The sequence below is a fragment of the Leclercia sp. TB492 genome (genome assembly GCF_049974505.2).
GTDB lineage: Bacteria > Pseudomonadota > Gammaproteobacteria > Enterobacterales > Enterobacteriaceae > Enterobacter > Enterobacter adecarboxylatus_C.
The window spans coordinates 812922-827788 of record NZ_CM127572.1; the positions used below are offsets into that span (position 1 = coordinate 812922).

Sequence of the window (14867 nt, forward strand, 5' to 3'; positions counted from 1 at the left end):
ACCCTGCATTTTCCGTTGTTTAATTCTTATACCCTCAATTCCTGTAGGGCCGCATATCACTTGCTATGCCGTCTGCGTTTCGCATAATATGCTGCGGTCATAATAATAATTCTCGTTTACGTTATCATTCACTCTTTCAAAGAGACATACCAATGGCGCTTTCAAAAACTGCTCAGCCAATGCAATCTTCGCTGCGTAAAATCGCAGTCGTTGTAGCCACAGCGGTTAGCGGCATGTCTGCTTATGCTCAGGCTGCTGACACCCCCAAAAAAGAAGAAACCATCACCGTAACCGCAGCGCCTGCTCCGCAGGAGAGCGCCTGGGGTCCTGCAGCGACTATCGCGGCACGCCAGTCCGCCACCGGGACCAAGACCGATACCTCCATTGAGAAGGTACCGCAGTCGATTTCCGTGGTAACCGCGGAAGAGATGGCCCTGCACCAGCCGCGCTCGGTCAAAGAAGCACTGAGCTACACGCCAGGGGTGGCAGTGGGTACCCGCGGTGCGTCTAACACCTATGACTACCTGATTATTCGTGGTTTTGCTGCCGATGGCCAAAGCCAGAACAACTACCTCGACGGCATGAAGATGCAGGGCAACTTCTATAACGACGCGGTAATTGATCCTTATATGATCGAGCGCGCGGAAGTGATGCGCGGGCCGATCTCCGTTCTGTACGGAAAAAGCAGCCCGGGTGGCCTGCTGAACATGGTCAGCAAACGCCCGCTGACAGAACCGCTGAAAGAGATCCAGTTCAAGGTCGGAACGGACAGCCTGTTCCAGACCGGGTTTGACTTCAGCGATGCGCTGGATGATGACGGCGTCTACTCTTATCGCCTGACGGGCCTGGCGCGTTCCAACAACGCCCAGCAGGAGCGTGCGGAAGAGCAGCGTTATACCATTGCGCCGTCCTTCTCATGGCGTCCATCTGATAAAACGAACTTCACCTTCCTCTCTTATTTCCAGAACGAACCGGAGACCGGTTACTACGGCTGGCTGCCAAAAGAGGGGACGGTTGATCCGCTGCCAAACGGCGATCGTCTGTCGACCGACTTCAACGAAGGGGCGAAAAACAATACCTATTCCCGTAACCAGAAAATGGTCGGGTATAGCTTCGATCACGAGTTTAACGACACCTTCACCGTGCGTCAGAACCTGCGTTTTGCCGAGAACAAAACCTCGCAGAACAGCGTATATGGTTACGGCGTCTGCTCCGATGCGGCCAACAGCGGCAACGCCCTGTGTAATGCGTTATCGCCTGCGGACAAAGGCCACTACCTGGCACGTAGATATGTCGTTGACGATGAGAAGCTGCAAAACTTCACCGTGGATACCCAGCTGCAGAGCAAATTCGCTACCGGTGAGGTTGACCATACCCTGCTGACCGGCGTTGACTTTATGCGTATGCGTAATGACATCAACTCCTGGTTTGGCTATGACGGTTCCGTCCCGCCGCTGGATCTCTACAACCCGGTATACACCGATTTTGATTTCGGTGCGCATCCTGGGGCGTTAGAACCGTATCAGGTGATGAACAAGCAGAAGCAAACTGGCCTCTATGTTCAGGATCAGGCGCAGTGGGATAAAGTGCTGGTCACCCTGGGTGGTCGTTACGACTGGGCCGAACAGGACTCCATTAACCGTGTTGCGGGTACCACTGCGTCGCGTGATGACAATCAGTTCACCTGGCGTGGCGGTGTTAACTACCTGTTCGATAACGGCGTTACCCCTTACTTCAGCTACAGCGAATCCTTCGAGCCGTCCTCCCAGACCGACGCACAAGGTAAACCGTTTGCCCCGTCGAAAGGCAAGCAGTACGAAGTGGGCGTGAAGTATGTGCCGAACGATCGTCCGATCGTTCTGACCGGTGCGCTGTATCAGCTGACCAAAACCAACAACCTGATGGCCGATCCTGCGGGCTCGTTCTTCTCGGTTGAAGGCGGCGAGATCCGCGCCCGTGGTGTGGAAATCGAAGCTAAAGCAGCCCTGTCTGCCAGCGTCAACGTGGTCGGTTCTTATACCTATACCGACGTGGAATACACCACTGACACCAGCTACAAAGGCAACACGCCAGCGCAGGTGCCTGAGCACATGGCCTCTCTGTGGGGTGATTACACCTTCTATGATGGCGCACTCTCCGGCCTGACCCTGGGTACCGGCGGTCGCTTCTCCAGCTCCAGCTATGGCGATCCGGCGAACTCCTTCAAGGTGGGCAGCTATGCGGTCATGGATGCGCTGGTCCGTTACGATCTGGCGCGTGTTGGTATGGCGGGCTCGAACGTGGCGCTGCACGTCAACAACCTGCTGGATCGTGAATATGTCGCCAGCTGCTTCAACACCTATGGCTGCTTCTGGGGTGCAGAACGCCAGGTTGTTGCGACCGCGACCTTCCGCTTCTAACCTTTAAACTTGGGCACGATTTTCGTGCCCTTTTCTTTACTTAAGTTGGCTAACATGCAGGAAAACAACCCGCAATCCGATACCACTTTTGCGCTTGATGGCGTCTCCTTTCGCGTTCCCGGACGCACGCTGCTGCATCCGCTTTCGCTGACCTTTCCCGCAGGCCAGGTGACAGGCCTGATCGGCCATAACGGCTCCGGCAAATCCACCTTACTGAAAATGCTTGGCCGCCATCAGTCGCCGTCCGAGGGAGATATTCTGCTCGACGGACAGCCGCTGGAGAGCTGGAACAGCAAAGCCTTTGCCCGCAAGGTGGCCTATCTGCCGCAGCAGCTGCCGCAGGCGGAGGGCATGACCGTCCGCGAACTGGTGGCGATTGGCCGTTATCCCTGGCATGGCGCACTGGGCCGCTTCGGCGTAGCCGATCGCGAGAAAGTGGAAGAGGCGATTGCGCTGGTGGGTTTAAAGCCGCTGGCTCATCGTCTGGTGGATAGCCTGTCCGGCGGCGAGCGCCAGCGGGCGTGGATTGCCATGCTGGTGGCGCAGGACAGCCGTTGTTTACTGCTGGATGAGCCGACCTCGGCGCTGGACATTGCCCATCAGGTGGACGTGCTGGCGCTGGTGCATCGCTTAAGCCAGCAGCGCGGCCTCACGGTGATTGCGGTGCTGCATGATATCAACATGGCGGCGCGTTACTGCGACTATCTGGTGGCGCTGCGCGGTGGCGAGATGATCGCCCAGGGCACGCCAGCCGAGCTGATGCGCAGTGAAACGCTGGAACATATTTACGGAATTCCAATGGGTATTCTGCCGCATCCTGCCGGAGCGGCACCGGTGAGCTTTGTCTATTGATGCCTGAGTTAACACACATTAGCCGTCGTCGACTGTTGACGGCGATGGCCCTTTCGCCGCTGCTGTGGAAAATGGGCACGGCGCATGCCGCCGCCGTCGATCCCCATCGGATTGTGGCCCTCGAGTGGCTGCCGGTCGAGCTGCTGCTGGCGCTCGGCGTTACCCCCTACGGCGTGGCCGACATTCCTAACTACACCCTGTGGGTCAACGAGCCTCGCCTGCCGGAATCGGTGATCGACATTGGCCTGCGTACCGAGCCGAACCTCGAACTGCTCACCCAGATGAAACCTTCTTATCTGGTCTGGTCGGCCGGGTACGGTCCGTCGGAAGAGAAGCTGGCGCGGATTGCGCCGGGGCGCGGGTTCGCCTTTAGCGACGGCAAAAAACCGCTCACCAACGCCCGCAAATCCTTAAGCGAGATGGCGCAGCTGCTGAATATGGAAGCGGCAGCCCGCGAGCATCTCGATCATTTCGACAGCGTGATTGACAGCTACAAACCCCGTTTTGCCGGCCGCGGCGATCGCCCGCTGCTGATGGTCACCCTGCTCGATGCCCGCCATATGCTGGTGTTTGGCAATAACTGTCTGTTCCAGGAAGTGCTGGATCGCTATGGGATTAAAAACGCCTGGGAAGGGGAGATGACCTTCTGGGGCAGCACCGCCGTCGGTATCGACCGTCTGGCCATGTTCCGCGATGTGGACGTGCTCTGCTTCGATCACGGCAACGAGCGCGAGATGCAGGCCTTGATGGCGACGCCGCTGTGGCAGGCGATGCCCTTTGTCCGCCAGCAGCGCGTGAAGCGCGTGCCGGCGGTGTGGTTCTACGGCGCGACCCTGTCGGCCATGCACTTTGCCCGCGTGCTGGATAGCGCATTGGGAGGCCAGGCATGAGGTCACGGATAGCCTTTTTCCCGGCGCTACTAATGGCACTGCTGCTGATCGTTGCGCTGGGCTTAACCTGGTGGAACCTGAACATTGCGCTGCCGCGCAGCCAGTGGGGCAGCGCGCTGGTCGCCCCGGATATCGACAATATTCAACAGATGCTGTTCCACTACAGCCTGCTCCCGCGGCTGGCGATCTCGCTACTGGTGGGTGCCGGGCTTGGGCTGGTGGGCGTGCTCTTCCAGCAAGTACTGCGTAACCCGCTTGCGGAGCCGACCACCCTGGGGGTGGCCACCGGTGCCCAACTGGGGATGACCATCATCACCCTGTGGGCGCTGCCGGGGGCGCTGGCACCGCAGTTTGCCGCGCTGGTGGGGGCTTGCGTCGTCGGGGCGATTGTCTTTGGCGTGGCCTGGGGCAAACGCCTCTCGCCGGTAACGCTGATCCTCGCCGGTCTGGTGGTGAGCCTTTACTGTGGGGCGGTGAACCAGTTGCTGGTGATTTTCCATCACGACCAGCTGCAGAGCATGTTCCTCTGGAGCACCGGGACGCTGACGCAAACCGACTGGAGCATCGTTCAGCGCCTGTGGCCGCAGCTGCTTGGTGGCGTATTGCTGACCCTGCTGCTGCTGCGCCCGCTGACCCTGATGGGGCTTGACGATGGCGTGGCGCGCAATCTCGGTCTGGCGCTGTCGCTGGCCCGTCTGGCGGCGCTGACGCTGGCGATTGTCATCAGCGCCCTGCTGGTAAATGCGGTGGGCATCATCGGGTTTATCGGCCTGTTCGCGCCGCTGCTGGCAAAAATGCTCGGCGCGCGGCGCTTGCTCTCCCGCCTGATCCTCGCCCCGCTGATTGGTGCGCTGATCCTCTGGCTCTCCGATCAGGTGATCCTTTGGCTGACGCGCGTATGGATGGAAGTCTCTACCGGTTCCGTGACCGCGCTGATCGGTGCGCCGCTGCTGCTGTGGCTGCTGCCGCGCCTGCGCAGCATGAGTGCCCCGGCGATGAACGCCGGAGATAAAGTACAGGCGGAGCGTCACCACGTGCTGTGGTTTGCCCTGGCGGGCGGCGCGGTACTGCTGCTGGTGGTGATTGCGGCGCTGGCGTTTGGCCGGGATGCAGAGGGCTGGCACTGGGCGAGCGGGGCGATGCTTGATGAACTGCTACCGTGGCGCGCGCCGCGTATTTTCGCCGCGCTGATTGCCGGGGTGATGCTGGCGGTCGCCGGGTGCATTATCCAGCGTCTGACCGGCAACCCGATGGCGAGCCCGGAAGTGCTGGGGATCAGCTCCGGGGCGGCGTTCGGCGTGGTGCTGATGCTCTTTTTAGTGCCGGGTAATGCCTTCGGCTGGCTGATGCCCGCAGGCAGTATCGGTGCGGCGGTCACGCTGCTGATCATTATGATTGCCGCCGGACGAGGTGGCTTCTCGCCGCACCGGATGTTGCTGGCGGGGATGGCGCTGAGCACCGCCTTCACCATGCTGCTGATGATGCTGCAGGCCAGCGGCGATCCGCGTATGGCGCAGATCCTGACCTGGATTGCCGGATCAACCTATAACGCCACCACCGAACAGGTGGTGAGCACCGGGCTGGCGATGATTGTCCTGCTGGCGCTGGTGCCGCTGTGCCGTCGCTGGCTGACGGTGCTGCCGCTGGGGGGCGATACTGCCCGTTCGGTGGGAATGGCGCTGAGCGCCTCGCGCATCGGCCTGCTGCTGCTGGCGGCATCGCTGACGGCCACCGCCACCCTGACGATTGGTCCGCTGAGCTTTATTGGGCTGATGGCACCGCATATCGCGCGGATGATGGGGTTCCGCCGGACGATGCCGCACATTGTGATGTCGGCGCTAACGGGGGGGATCCTGCTGGTGTTCGCCGACTGGTGCGGCCGGATGGTGCTGTTCCCGTATCAGATCCCGGCGGGGCTGCTTTCCACCTTTATCGGTGCGCCGTACTTTATCTATCTGCTGCGGAAACAGAGCCGGTAAAAAAATGCCGGGTGGCGCTAACGCTTACCCGGCCTACGGTCCGAAGATTTTTGTAGGCCGGGTAAGGCGAAGCCGCCACCCGGCAACCCACAACTCAGAGCTTCGCAAACACCCGACGCGCCGCGTCGATGGTGTTGTTGATATCCTCTTCGCTGTGCGCGACCGACATAAAGCCTGCCTCAAACGCTGACGGTGCAAGATAGACACCTTCCTCCAGCATCAGATGGAAGAAACGCTTGAAGCGCTCAACGTCGCACTTCACCACATCCTGATAGCGGGTCACGGTTTTCGCGTCGGTGAAGAAGATGCCAAACATGCCGCCAACGTGGTTTACCACCAGCGGAATACCCGCGTCTTCAGCCGCGTCCAGCAGGCCGTTTGCCAGCTGCGTGGTGCGCTCGGTGAGGGTGGTATGGATACCCGGCTGCGCCACTTCGTTCAGACAGGCGAAACCTGCCGCCATGGCAATCGGGTTACCCGAGAGCGTACCGGCCTGATAGACCGGACCGGTTGGCGCCAGCGCGTCCATCACCTCTCTGCGGCCGCCAAAGGCGCCTACCGGCATGCCGCCGCCGATGATTTTGCCCAGGCAGGTCAGGTCCGGCACCACGTCGTAATAAGCCTGCGCACCCGCCAGGGCAACGCGGAAACCGGTCATCACTTCGTCGATGATCAGCAGCGCGCCGAACTCGTCGCACAGCGCACGCAGCCCCTGCAGGAAGCCAGGCTGCGGTGGAATGCAGTTCATGTTGCCCGCCACCGGTTCGACGATGATGCAGGCGATCTCCTGCGGATATTGTTCAAATGCCGCACGCACCGAATCGAGATCGTTATAGGTGCAGGTCAGGGTGTGCTTCGCGAAGTCTGCCGGCACGCCCGGGGAGTTCGGCTGGCCGAGAGTTAGCGCGCCGGAACCGGCTTTCACCAGCAGGCAGTCCGCGTGACCGTGGTAGCAGCCTTCGAACTTGATGATTTTGTCGCGGCCGGTAAAACCGCGAGCCAGACGGATGGCGCTCATGGTCGCTTCGGTACCGGAGTTCACCATGCGGACCATATCCATGGTCGGCACCAGCTCGGTCACCAGCGCCGCCATTTTCACTTCCATCTCGGTCGGTGCACCGAAACTTAACCCGCGCTGCGCCGCTTCAATCACCGCGTTGCGGATCGCCGGGTGGTTGTGGCCCAGCACCATCGGGCCCCATGAGCCGACATAATCGATATAGGCTTTGCCATCCACATCGTACAGATAGGCGCCATCGGCACGTTCGATAAACAGCGGTGTACCGCCCACGCCGGTAAAGGCACGGACCGGGGAGTTAACACCGCCAGGGATAAGCTCGCGGGCTGCACTGTAGAGGTTTTCAGACTTGCTCATGGCGTCGTTCCTGGCTCGTATAAAATGATTAAGCCCACTATTCTAAGTGATTCGTTGAAGGTTATGAAATTTTTACCCTGGTAATGCATTAACAATTGTTAAGCAATTTTCAGGAGACGGCTGGGCGGTCTCTGGTAAAATCCCTGCGGCTATTTGTATGACGAAAGATAACAGGCAATGAAAGCAGATTCTCCCTCATTTGAAGAACAACAGTTTGCGCGGGCGCGATACCGTATCAGCGTCCGACGGCTGCTCAATCGCGATAAAACACCGCTGGCGATTTTGCTGGGCGCAGCCGTTGTCGGCACCCTGGCGGGCCTGGTAGGCGTCGCATTCGAAAAGGCCGTCAATGCCGTGCTTAACTGGCGTATTGGCACCGTTGCGGGTTATGCCGATCGTGAAGGGTTGGTCTGGATCCTGGCCTTTGGTTTATCTGCCCTGTTCGCGATGGTCGGTTATTTTCTGGTGCGTAGATTCGCTCCGGAAGCGGGCGGGTCGGGGATCCCTGAGATAGAAGGGGCGCTCGAAGAGCTGCGTCCGGTCCGCTGGTGGCGCGTCCTTCCCGTTAAGTTTATCGGCGGGATGGGAACGCTTGGTGCAGGGATGGTGCTCGGGCGGGAAGGGCCGACCGTACAGCTGGGCGGTAATATTGGCCGTATGGTCAGCGACCTGTTCAGAATGCGCAGCGCGGAAGCACGCCATACGTTGCTGGCAACCGGTGCCGCCGCGGGGCTTTCCGCCGCCTTTAATGCCCCGCTGGCGGGGATCCTTTTTATCATCGAAGAGATGCGCGCTCAGTTTCGCTATAACCTGATCTCGATTAAAGCGGTCTTTACCGGCGTAATTATGTCGAGCATTGTCTTTCGGCTTTTCAATGGCGAAGGGGCGGTGATTGAGGTGGGCAAGTTGACCAACGCGCCGGTTAATACGCTGTGGCTATATCTCATCCTTGGCATGGTTTTTGGCATTGTAGGCCCGCTGTTTAATGCCCTTATTATTCGTGCTCAGGATATGTTTCAGCGGATCCACGGCGGCAATACGACCAAATGGGTGCTGGTGGGCGGCCTGCTCGGGGGCGTGTGCGGCGTGCTGGGCTTTATCGAACCCAACGCGGCTGGCGGTGGCTTTGGCCTGATCCCCATTGCGGCGGCGGGTAATTTCAGCATCGGCCTGCTGCTGTTTATGTTTATCTCCCGGGTCATCACCACCGTACTCTGCTTCTCTTCCGGCGCCCCTGGCGGCATTTTTGCCCCGATGCTGGCATTAGGCACGTTGCTGGGTACGGCCTTTGGCATGGCCGCTGCCGCAGGTTTCCCGGCCTATCATCTTGAGGCCGGCACCTTTGCCATTGCCGGAATGGGGGCGCTGCTGGCGGCATCGCTGCGCGCGCCGCTGACCGGCATCGTGCTGGTGCTGGAGATGACCGACAATTACCAGCTCATTTTGCCAATGATCATTACCTGCCTGGGGGCCACACTATTAGCCCAGTTTCTCGGCGGAAAACCGCTATACTCCACCATTCTTGCCCGTACCCTGGCGAAGCAGAATACTTGAATGAATTACCAGGGTATTAGATAATGACAACAAGAATTGGGTGATTTTTACCCACTAGCAGTATTCATGGGAGCATAAGATGAGTGATGACGTAGCGCTGCCGTTGCAGTTTACCGAAGCAGCAGCCAAAAAAGTAAAAGACCTGATTGCCGATGAAGACAACCCGGCGCTGAAATTGCGTGTGTACATTACGGGCGGCGGCTGTAGCGGCTTCCAGTATGGTTTCACCTTTGACGATCAGGTTAACGACGGCGACATGACCATTGAGAAGCAGGGCGTCGCGCTGGTCGTTGACCCGATGAGCCTGCAGTATCTGGTGGGCGGCGCAGTGGACTACACCGAAGGTCTGGAAGGTTCCCGCTTTGTGGTGACCAACCCGAACGCAACCAGCACCTGCGGGTGTGGATCGTCGTTCAGCATTTGACTGTAATGCCCGGTGGCGCTTCGCTTACCGGGCCTGTTCGCTATCTTCCATTCTCATCCAGCGCAAAGGTTGGCAGCTTCAGGTGCCAGCGGATTGCCGCCAGGCGGATCCCCAGAGTAACTACCATTCCCAGCATCGCCGCCTGTTCCAGCGGAACGTGAAAGGTGTACCAGGCCGTAGCGTGAACGATCCCACCCAGAATGCAGGCCGTGGCGTAGATTTCCGTTCTCAGGATCATCGGCACTTCGCGCGCCAGAATATCGCGAATAATCCCGCCGCCCACGCCGGTGACCACTCCCATACAGATCGCCACCATCGGGCCGGTGCCGGCCATAAAGGCTTTGTTGACGCCAATACCGACAAACACCGCGAGGCCAACCGCATCCAGCACCGGCAGCAGCCATTTCGGCAGGCGACGCGGCTGACGGACGAGGATAATGGTTAACATACAGGTGACCATAGCGACCACCAGATCGGTAGGATCTTTGACCCAGAATACCGGGCCATGATCGAGCGCCATATCGCGGATCGTCCCTCCGCCCACGGCGGTGACCACCCCTAACACCAGCACGCCAAACGGATCCATGCGTAATTTACCGGCCAGCAGAACGCCGGAGATCGCAAAAACGGCTGTGCCAAGAATATCCAGCCAATAAACGAGCATTATCATCCTCGGGAAAATGAGTGGCTCTGCGACAGCGCAGAGCAGAGTTGTTTTGCGGCGAGGATAATACGCGGGCTTGCGCGCTCAAACCAGTCGCTGTTCAGCGCAATCACGGGTATTTTTAGCTGGCTTTGCCAGTACTGTTCTATTTTAGGAATATCGCCCGCCGAACCGCCTACCACAATCGCCTGAGGCTGGCGCGCCAGAACCTGCTCGCGGCTCACCTGGGGCCAGGGAACACGGCTGGCGGCAAAAATGTTTTCCCCGCCACAGAGCTCAATGACCTGATGTTGCAGGGAGCCCTGGCTGGTCGTGAACAGAGGTTGTTGGCCGAACTGGATAAATACCCGCTTTTTCGGCAGGGTGGCGTAGGTGGCTTTTAAGGCGGCAAAATCGCTCAGCATCTGCCGTGCGGCCTGTCGGGCTTTATCTGGCGTCGGGCTCCAGGGGGCGAGATCGCCAAGGGCCTGGGCAACCTGTTCAATACTGGTGGCATCGATCCACTGTACTTTTATCCCGAGCGAGGCCAGCTGGTTCACCTGACGTTCTGCGTTGCCGCCGCGCCAGGCCAGCACCAGATCGGGCTTCAGGGCAACGATACGTTCGACATTCATGCCCTGCCAGGTGGCAACCTGTTCAATTTTTGCGGCTTCAGGGGGATAGTCGGAAAAACTGCTGACCCCGACGGGGGTGATCCCGGCGGCAAACGCCAGTTCGGTATTGGCAGGCGAGAGGGTAATAACACGCGGCGCGGCCAGAAGCCACGCCGGTGTCAGCAGAAACAGCGCCAGAAGCGCCCTGAGGAGCGGCTTAACCACGCGCCAGTTTCTGTACCAGGGTCTCAACCATCAGGCTGGACTGTTTGGCCGCGACCACGAGGAATTCGTCGAAGCTCAGGTGAGACTGCTGATCCGCGACGTCAGAAATGGCGCGAACTACCACGAAGGGCACGCTGAAGTTATGGCAGACGTGGGCAATGGCGGTTGCTTCCATCTCAACGGCAATCGCCTGAGGGAAGTTATGGCGGATTTTCGCCAGGTTCACGGAGCCATTGATAAAGGCATCGCCGCTGACAATCAGGCCACGCACGGCGTTGAGGTTCAGTTCCGCGATGCAGCTTTCTGCAGCGGCAACCAGTTTTTCGTCGGCTTTAAAACCGGCCGGGCAGCCCGGGAGCTGGCCGTACTCGTAACCGAAGGCGGTCACATCGGCGTCGTGATAGCGCGCTTCGTCAGAAACCACGATATCGCCCACTTTCAGGGTTGGCGCCAGGCCGCCCGCAGAGCCGGTGTTAACGATCACGTCTGGCTTGCAGCGCTCCAGCAGAAGGGTAGCGCCCAGCGCGGCGGAGACTTTACCGATACCGGATTTCAGCAGAGCAACTTCTGTACCGTTCAGCGTGCCGGTATAAATCTCGCAACCACCCAGAGAGAGGGTCTGGCGGTTCTCAATTTTGTCACGCAGCAGCGTAACTTCTTCTTCCATTGCTCCAATAATACCGATTTTCATAGATTTACTCGCGATGTGCCTTGTTAAGATGCATAGTCTATCATGCGATTTAGGGGAAACGCATTCTCACGCGGGGGAGCATATGGCACCAATCGATTTTCGCACCAAAATTAACTGGCATCGCCGGTACCGCTCTCCGCAGGGGAACAAGAACGAACATGAGATCCTGCGGATTTTCGAAAGCGACCGCGGACGCATCGTTAACTCGCCGGCGATCCGCCGCCTGCAGCAAAAAACGCAGGTCTTTCCCCTCGAACGCAACGCCGCCGTGCGCACCCGCCTGACCCATTCGCTGGAGGTGCAACAGGTTGGGCGCTATATCGCCAAAGAGATCTTAAGCCGCCTCAAGGAGCAGCGCTTGCTGGAAACCTACGGGCTGGATGAGCTGACCGGGCCGTTCGAAAGTATCGTTGAGATGGCGTGCCTGATGCACGACATCGGCAATCCCCCCTTTGGTCATTTTGGCGAAGCGGCCATCAACGACTGGTTCCGCCAGCGCCTGTTCCCCTCCGATGCCGCCAGCCAGCCGCTGAGCGACGATCGCTGCGTGGTTCAGGCTCTGCGGCTGCGTGATGGCGAAGAGACCCTGAACGGGCTGCGGCGCAAGGTGCGTCAGGATCTGTGTCATTTTGAAGGCAATGCGCAGGGCATCCGTCTGGTGCACTCCCTGATGCGCATGAATCTTACCTGGGCGCAGGTAGGGTGCATCCTGAAATATACCCGTCCCGCCTGGTGGCAGGGTGAACCTCCCGCGACGCACAATTATTTAATGAAAAAACCGGGCTACTATTTCTCGGAAGAGGCGTATATCGAGCGGCTCCGGCAGGAACTTTCCCTCACGCAGTATGCCCGTTTTCCATTGACCTGGATTATGGAAGCGGCAGACGATATTTCCTATTGTGTGGCCGATCTGGAAGATGCGGTTGAAAAAAGAATATTCAGCGTCGAGGGGCTTTATCAGCATCTTTATGATGCCTGGGGTAACCACGAGAAAGGGTCCTTGTTCTCACAGGTTGTCGAAAACGCCTGGGAGAAATCACGCTCCAATTCCCTCAGTCGTAGCACCGAAGATCAGTTCTTTATGTATTTACGCGTCAATACATTAAATAAACTGGTGCCCTACGCGGCTGAGCGCTTTATCGACAACATTGAACAAATTTACCATGGCGAGTTTAATCATGCGCTGCTGGAAGATGACAGCAGCTTTAGCCAACTGCTTGAACTCTATAAAAATGTCGCCATGCGGCATGTGTTCAGCCATCCGGAGGTCGAACAGCTGGAATTACAGGGCTATCGGGTGATAACCGGCCTGCTGGAGATCTACCGTCCACTGCTGCAATTATCCGCCGAGGAGTTTAGCGAGCTGGTAGTAAAAGAGCGGGTCCGCCGTTTTCCGATTGAATCCCGGCTATTTCACAAACTTTCGCCGCGCCATCGGCTGGCTTATGTTGAGTCGGTCAGTAAATTTAACCGCCAGCAGCCAGACTGGCCGGTACTGGAGTTTTATTATCGCTGTCGCCTGATTCAGGACTATATCAGCGGAATGACAGACTTATATGCCTGGGATGAATACCGCAAGTTGATGGCGGTGGAATAAGGCGGAGTTTTGTAAAGACGGCCAATAAATTTTTACTTTTTCCAGAAACTTAATGCCGGAACTAAGCGCGTCGAAACGAATCTGATATACACAGCAATTGTGCGTGACCTGTAAATCGAGATTAAGAAACATGAAAAAAACCACTTTAGCAATGAGTGCACTGGCTCTGAGTTTAGGTTTAGCGTTATCCCCTCTGTCTGCCAGCGCAGCAGAGACCGTCTCTTCCGCAGCCACTGCGCAACAGATGCCAAGCCTGGCACCGATGCTGGAAAAAGTGATGCCGTCGGTAGTGAGTATCAACGTGGAAGGCAGCACCACCGTCAACACGCCGCGCATGCCGCGTAACTTCCAGCAGTTCTTCGGTGATAACTCGCCGTTCTGCCAGGAAGGTTCTCCGTTCCAGAGCTCACCGTTCTGCCAGGGCGGGGCGGGTGATGGCAACGGCGGCGGTCAGCAGCAGAAGTTTATGGCGCTGGGTTCCGGCGTGATCATTGATGCGGCCAAAGGCTATGTGGTCACCAATAACCACGTGGTGGACAATGCCAGCAGCATCAAGGTTCAGCTGAGCGACGGGCGCAAGCTTGATGCCAAAATCGTCGGGAAGGATCCGCGCTCTGATATCGCGCTGATACAGATTCAGGATCCAAAAAACCTGACGGCAATTAAGCTGGCCGACTCTGATGCCCTGCGCGTCGGGGATTACACCGTGGCAATCGGTAACCCGTTTGGTCTGGGTGAGACGGTGACCTCCGGTATCGTGTCTGCCCTCGGTCGTAGCGGCCTGAATGCGGAAAACTATGAAAACTTTATCCAGACCGATGCGGCGATAAACCGCGGTAACTCCGGTGGCGCGCTGGTCAACCTGAACGGTGAGCTGATCGGGATTAACACCGCGATCCTCGCCCCGGACGGCGGCAACATCGGGATTGGCTTTGCGATCCCAAGCAACATGGTGAAAAACCTGACCGCACAGATGGTCGAGTTTGGCCAGGTGAAACGCGGCGAGCTGGGGATTCTCGGCACCGAGCTGAACTCCGAGCTGGCGAAAGCGATGAAGGTTGATGCCCAGCGCGGCGCCTTTGTCAGCCAGGTGATGCCAAACTCCTCCGCGGCGAAAGCGGGGATCAAGGCCGGGGACGTGATCACCACCCTGAACGGCAAACCGGTGAGCAGCTTCGCGGCACTGCGTGCAGAAGTCGGCTCCATGCCGGTGGGCAGCAAAGTGACCCTGGGTCTGCTGCGCGAAGGTAAACCGGTGAACGTGCAGCTGGAACTGCAGCAGAGCAGCCAGAACCAGGTGGATGCCGGCACTATCTTCAGCGGTATCGAAGGTGCGGATATGAGCAATAAAGGGCAGGATAAAGGCGTATCTGTGGATAACGTCAAAGCCAACAGCCCGGCTGCCCGTATTGGCCTGAAGAAAGGGGATGTGATTATCGGCGCCAACCAGCAGCCGGTTAAGAACATCGCTGAACTGCGCAAAATTCTCGACAGCAAACCATCGGTGCTGGCGTTGAATATCCAGCGTGGCGACACCTCTCTTTATCTGCTGATGCAGTAATCTGTTCTGCCCCTGTTTCTGTCTGGAAACAGGGGCTTTTTCATTCCTTTCTGTGAACCTTTC

The 14867-nt window shown here is 58.3% G+C and carries 12 protein-coding genes; 8 read left to right on the forward strand and 4 right to left on the reverse strand.

Annotated elements, in window-relative coordinates:
- Positions 1–152: 152 nt before the first annotated feature.
- The 4 genes from fhuA to fhuB are packed head-to-tail and all read left to right on the forward strand — an operon-like array spanning position 153 to position 6120.
- A complete protein-coding gene (gene fhuA, locus ACP4QI_RS03785; RefSeq protein ID WP_426495568.1) occupies positions 153–2399 on the forward strand; it encodes a ferrichrome porin FhuA in 2247 nt (748 codons plus the stop codon).
- 54 nt (positions 2400–2453) lie between these two features.
- The gene (fhuC, locus tag ACP4QI_RS03790) at positions 2454–3251 is read left to right on the forward strand and encodes a Fe3+-hydroxamate ABC transporter ATP-binding protein FhuC (protein ID WP_142488283.1); all 798 of its coding nucleotides are present in this window, start codon (positions 2454–2456) and stop codon (positions 3249–3251) included.
- Complete coding sequence (gene fhuD / locus ACP4QI_RS03795; RefSeq protein ID WP_285130523.1) at positions 3251–4141, forward strand: Fe(3+)-hydroxamate ABC transporter substrate-binding protein FhuD; 891 nt, start codon at positions 3251–3253, stop codon at positions 4139–4141. The genes fhuC and fhuD overlap by 1 nt, the downstream gene beginning before the upstream one ends.
- A complete protein-coding gene (fhuB, locus tag ACP4QI_RS03800) occupies positions 4138–6120 on the forward strand; it encodes a Fe(3+)-hydroxamate ABC transporter permease FhuB (protein ID WP_426495569.1) in 1983 nt (660 codons plus the stop codon). Before fhuD ends, fhuB begins: the two co-directional genes overlap by 4 nt.
- Positions 6121–6214: 94 nt before the next feature.
- On the opposite strand, the gene hemL is transcribed toward fhuB, so the two are convergent.
- On the reverse strand, positions 6215–7495 hold the full coding sequence (gene hemL, locus ACP4QI_RS03805; RefSeq protein WP_426495570.1) for a glutamate-1-semialdehyde 2,1-aminomutase: 1281 nt from the start codon (positions 7493–7495) through the stop codon (positions 6215–6217).
- Positions 7496–7672: 177 nt separating this feature from the next.
- On the opposite strand from hemL, the gene clcA reads away from it, so the two are divergent.
- Positions 7673–9049, forward strand: coding sequence for a H(+)/Cl(-) exchange transporter ClcA (gene clcA / locus ACP4QI_RS03810; protein WP_426495571.1), 1377 nt, complete (start codon positions 7673–7675; stop codon positions 9047–9049).
- Between the two features lie 79 nt (positions 9050–9128).
- Positions 9129–9473: an iron-sulfur cluster insertion protein ErpA gene (gene erpA / locus ACP4QI_RS03815; protein WP_142488288.1), complete on the forward strand. Its 345-nt coding sequence runs from the start codon at positions 9129–9131 to the stop codon at positions 9471–9473.
- A gap of 40 nt (positions 9474–9513) precedes the next feature.
- On the opposite strand, the gene ACP4QI_RS03820 is transcribed toward erpA, so the two are convergent.
- The 3 genes from ACP4QI_RS03820 to mtnN are packed head-to-tail and all read right to left on the reverse strand — an operon-like array spanning position 9514 to position 11646.
- Complete coding sequence (locus tag ACP4QI_RS03820) at positions 9514–10137, reverse strand: TRIC cation channel family protein (protein ID WP_142488289.1); 624 nt, start codon at positions 10135–10137, stop codon at positions 9514–9516.
- 2 nt (positions 10138–10139) lie between these two features.
- Positions 10140–10955, reverse strand: a complete 816-nt coding sequence (btuF, locus tag ACP4QI_RS03825; RefSeq protein ID WP_426495572.1) for a vitamin B12 ABC transporter substrate-binding protein BtuF — start codon at positions 10953–10955, stop codon at positions 10140–10142.
- Positions 10948–11646, reverse strand: coding sequence for a 5'-methylthioadenosine/S-adenosylhomocysteine nucleosidase (mtnN, locus tag ACP4QI_RS03830; RefSeq protein WP_142488291.1), 699 nt, complete (start codon positions 11644–11646; stop codon positions 10948–10950). Before mtnN ends, btuF begins: the two co-directional genes overlap by 8 nt.
- A gap of 82 nt (positions 11647–11728) precedes the next feature.
- Here mtnN and dgt point away from each other — a divergent pair, with 82 nt between their 5' ends.
- Together dgt and degP are read left to right on the forward strand one after the other, a co-directional pair.
- Positions 11729–13243 (forward strand): dGTPase, encoded by a 1515-nt coding sequence (gene dgt, locus ACP4QI_RS03835; RefSeq protein ID WP_426495573.1) that lies wholly within the window; start codon positions 11729–11731, stop codon positions 13241–13243.
- A 130-nt stretch (positions 13244–13373) separates the two neighbouring features.
- Positions 13374–14804 (forward strand): serine endoprotease DegP, encoded by a 1431-nt coding sequence (gene degP / locus ACP4QI_RS03840; RefSeq protein ID WP_426495574.1) that lies wholly within the window; start codon positions 13374–13376, stop codon positions 14802–14804.
- Positions 14805–14867 lie beyond the last annotated feature (63 nt).